This window comes from Sulfurospirillum arsenophilum NBRC 109478 (assembly GCF_000813345.1).
GTDB classification, from domain to species: Bacteria; Campylobacterota; Campylobacteria; order Campylobacterales; family Sulfurospirillaceae; genus Sulfurospirillum; species Sulfurospirillum arsenophilum.
The window spans coordinates 1-2,527 of the sequence record NZ_BBQF01000009.1; the positions used below are offsets into that span (position 1 = coordinate 1).

Consider the following 2,527-nt stretch of genomic DNA (forward strand, 5'->3'; position numbering starts at 1 on the left):
AAAATAAACGCCACCATACCCGAAAAGGTGGCGTTAGATGTAAAACTCTTTTTCTAGTGAACTTCTTTCCAGATTTTCACTTTCCAAGCGTAAGCGAGTAGTGTAAAGAGCACCATATAGCCAATGAGTTTATAACCAAGATCTTCTCGTTCAGCTTTCTTACGATCACCCACTTTTTCCATATAAGCAACCACTTGATTTTGAGCTTTTTCACTCAAACCAACACGTGGCATTGAAGTACCTGCCAGTTGTTTTTGTGGATTGTTAATGAATGTTGTAAGGTAATCTCTACCTTTGGATCGAATCATAATCGAAAGATCCGGTGGTAGTGTGCCCATATATGCCATTAACGCTGTTTTATCTGTAGTACTCATCAGTTTGTCATACTTCATATCATGACATCTCTGGCACGCATCGGCATAGACTTTTTTATCATCCAATGTTGTAGGTGCAATAGATTGCAAGTACGCCACAATGTCTGCTACTTCTTGATCCAAATCGCCACCTAAACCAAAGAATTGAATCATTGGATGTGGACGTGTTTCATTGAATTTATGTTCAACTTTCAGTGCTTTGGTTGGATCTTTAATAAGGGCTGCAAGATAGTTTTTATCATAAATCGCACCTGCGCTGCTAAGATCAGGTGGTGTCACACCAAAGGTTGCTGAAGCACTTGCATTATCCATGGGAGCTGGCATATTCGCAACAGCCACACCATGACAGCCAATACAGCCAGCGCTTAAAAAGGTTTCTGCACCTTTTGCGGCATCACCTTTTTTCTCGGTTGCACCCAAATCTTTAAATGCAAAATCAGCAGGGGCAACATGTGGATGCATTTGTGAATGCGCAAATGGCTCAACGCCCCAATACACAACAGCGGTAAAGAAGGCTACAACCGCTAATATTTTTAACTCTCTCATTTGCAACCTCCATTATTACATTTAGCTTCCATTTTGGTAATAATTGGAAGAACGATAAAGAGCGAGATAAAGACGATCGTTGCGCCAAAGCCAACCCATGCATTTGCACCTGTTGGAGGGAGCTTTCCATATACGGTCAATACGATCATATCAACTAAAAGTACCCAGAACCAAACAAAGAATAGAGGTCGTTTATGCGCTGGAGCTACATGATCGGTATCTCTATCTAAGAATGGAAAAAGCATAAAGATAACGTTTGCAAAACCAAACGCTGCTAAACCAATATCCATAGCCGCAATACCACCAATATCAAAGAAGAAACCACGAAGCACTTCATAACTCCACAAGAAGTACCACTCAGGGTAGATGTGTGCAGGTGTTTTCATATTGTTGGCAGGTTCAAAGTTAATAGGATCCATCGCAAAATCAAAGTGGAAACAGACCAAGTAGAAGAAAATAGTAAGGGCAACGCCTACAACAAAGAAATCTTTGGAGAGGAATACTGGCCAGAATGGAACCACTTTAGACTCTACTTTTTTACCATCAAGGTATTTTTTAGCTTCAACATCAAAATCTAACTCTTCCGCCTCTTGGTTATTGACATGAGGTATTCTTAACGAGTAGAAGTGAACAGCAATGAGTAAAAGAATAACGAGTGGCAATAAGAGTACATGTAACATGAAGAAACGTGTTAATGTCGCATCCGCAACCAAGAAGTCACCTCTGATCCAAACCACTAAAGCTTCACCAATGAAAGGAATACCACCAAAAAGGTTGGTAATAACTTGTGCTGCCCAGTAGCTCATTTGTCCCCATGGAAGCATATAACCACTAAACGCTTCTGCTGAGAACATACCAAAAAGTGCCATACCGGTTAACCAGATAATTTCACGCCCTTTTTTATATGAACCGTAATAGATACCTGTGAACATATGAATGTAAATCACAAGGAAAATGACGGAAGCTGAAACACCGTGGATATGACGCCACAACCAGCCGTACTCTACTTCTTGCATGATGGTGTAGTTGACACTATCAAACGCTAATTTAATGTCTGGTTTATAGTACATTAAAAGGAAGATTCCTGAAACAATCAGAACCATAAAAAGAACCATTAAAACAACACCCATTGCCCAAAGGAAGTTGATGTTTTTAGGAATCCAATACTCTGTCATCATCACTTTGATGAATTTATTGACGGCTAATCGCTGATCGAGCCAATCGATAAGGCCAGTTGCTTTTTTAATTTCTGCCACGTTTGTCTCCTTTACGCTTTCTTAGGAACAAGTTTTTTATACTCTGGTCCCTCTTCACCAAGAACAAGCTTTGTTCCGTCTATTTTAAAAGGGGGAATGTCCATTGGTCTTGGAGGTGGTCCAAATGTATTGACACCACTGGCATCAAACTCGCCACCATGACAGGCGCACTTAAACTGTTTCGTTGTTGGTGTCCATGTTGGGATACATCCTAGATGCGTACAAAGTCCGATCATGACTGCATAGCTACTACCACCTGCAACGATGTCACGTTTCTCATTCTTTGGCATATCTGCGCTTTTTTTTAAGATGAAAATAGGCTTGCCCCTCCATTGGATCGTTTGCACTTCT

At 40.7% G+C, this 2,527-nt stretch carries 3 protein-coding genes; all 3 read right to left on the reverse strand.

Going from position 1 to position 2,527, the window contains the following annotated elements; translation table 11 throughout:
* Positions 1-53: 53 nt before the first annotated feature.
* On the reverse strand, positions 54-920 hold the full coding sequence (locus tag SAR02S_RS13100) for a c-type cytochrome (RefSeq protein ID WP_041960458.1): 867 nt from the start codon (positions 918-920) through the stop codon (positions 54-56).
* The gene (locus SAR02S_RS13105; protein WP_041960460.1) at positions 917-2,176 is read right to left on the reverse strand and encodes a cytochrome b; all 1,260 of its coding nucleotides are present in this window, start codon (positions 2,174-2,176) and stop codon (positions 917-919) included. The genes SAR02S_RS13100 and SAR02S_RS13105 overlap by 4 nt, the downstream gene beginning before the upstream one ends.
* Positions 2,177-2,187: 11 nt before the next feature.
* The coding region (locus tag SAR02S_RS13110; protein ID WP_041960462.1) for a Rieske 2Fe-2S domain-containing protein at positions 2,188-2,527 on the reverse strand (340 nt) is incomplete at its 5' end.